Genomic DNA, 1441 nt, shown 5'->3' with positions numbered 1-1441 from the left:
CGTGTTGATGTCAGACCAAGCCGGCGCTCAACCAGCCGGCGGATCAGATAACCATCGGAGGATCCCATGCCCGCTCTCGCCCAGATGATCTCGCGGCTGTGTTTCGGCCTGGCCGCCGCCTCGTTCGCCACGCTGGCGGCGCAGCCCGCTTTGGCGCAGGCGGCCGGCACCAGTTTCTTCGTCACATCAGTGGGTATCGGCAATGGCGGCAACCTCGGCGGTCTCGCTGGCGCCGACAATTATTGCCAGCAGCTGGCACAGGCGGCGGGCGCCGGCGCCAAGACCTGGCGTGCCTACCTTTCCACCCAGCCGGCGGACGGAAAGCCGGCCGAAAATGCCCGCGACCGCATCGGCAAGGGTCCCTGGCAGAATTCCAAGGGCGTCGTGATCGCCAGGGATGTCGCCGACCTGCACAGCGCCGCCAATAATCTCACCAAGGCGACCGCACTGAGCGAGAAGGGCGAGGTCATCAATGGCCGCGGCGACACGCCGAACCGGCACGACGTGCTGACGGGCTCGCAGGCCGACGGCACCGCGTTCCCCGCGGGCGACGACCGCACCTGCAAGAACTGGACGAGCAGCACGCAGGGCGCTGCGATGGTGGGACACGCGGACCGCGTCGGCCTGCGCGACGATGACGCGTCGAAATCCTGGAACACCTCGCATCCCTCGCGCGGGCCGGATGGCGGCTGCTCGCAGAATGACCTGAAGAGCACCGGCGGCGACGGGCTGTTTTATTGCTTCGCGGCTAACTGACGTAGCGATATCACCGGTCAGGTCCGAGAACGGGCGCGCCAAGGCGCGCCCGTTGACCGTATACGCGTGCGCGCATGGCTTGCAGGCAGCCTCGGAAACCAACAGATATCGAGCCAGTATGGGCAACGGTACGAATGGAACGGGGGAATCGCCGATGCGCTATGAGCTTTATTACTGGCCACAGATCCAGGGGCGGGGCGAATATGTCCGCCTTGCGCTGGAAGAGGCCGGCGCCGATTACGCCGATGTCGCGCGCCGGCGCGGCATGGGCGCGATGACGAAGATGATGGAGGCGCGCGGCACGCCGCCGTTCGCCCCGCCGTTTCTCAAGGCGGGAAAACTCGTGATCGGGCAGACCGCCAACATCCTGCTCTATCTCGGGCCGCGCCATGGTCTGGCGCCGAAAGCGGAAGCGGGGAGACTGTGGCTGCACCAGCTGCAGCTGACGATCACGGATCTCGTCCTTGAAATCCACGACACCCATCATCCGCTCGGGCCTTCGCTGTATTACGAGGACCAGCGCGGGCCGGCGAAAAAGCGCACCGCGGAATTCTGGAAAGAGCGGGTGCCGAAATATCTTGAATACTTCGAACGGCTGCTGGAGAGCAGCGGTGGCTCATGGATCGCCGGCCGCCGCCTCAGCTACGTCGATCTGTCGCTGTTCCAGATCGTGGCGGGGCTGCGC

The 1441-nt window shown here is 65.7% G+C and carries 2 protein-coding genes; both read left to right on the top strand.

The genetic code is table 11. The annotated features are described in order from the left end of the window. Window positions 1-66: 66 nt before the first annotated feature. Window positions 67-756, top strand: coding sequence for a lectin (locus Q7U29_RS22665; protein WP_304745000.1), 690 nt, complete (start codon window positions 67-69; stop codon window positions 754-756). A gap of 154 nt (window positions 757-910) precedes the next feature. Next, window positions 911-1441, top strand: a 531-nt coding sequence (locus Q7U29_RS22660) for a glutathione S-transferase (protein WP_304744998.1), incomplete at its 3' end; no start/stop codon positions are given.

Source organism: Bradyrhizobium sp. (genome assembly GCF_030654605.1).
In the GTDB taxonomy this organism is placed as follows: domain Bacteria; phylum Pseudomonadota; class Alphaproteobacteria; order Rhizobiales; family Xanthobacteraceae; genus Bradyrhizobium.
This window is presented reverse-complemented; position numbering and strand designations above follow the sequence as displayed.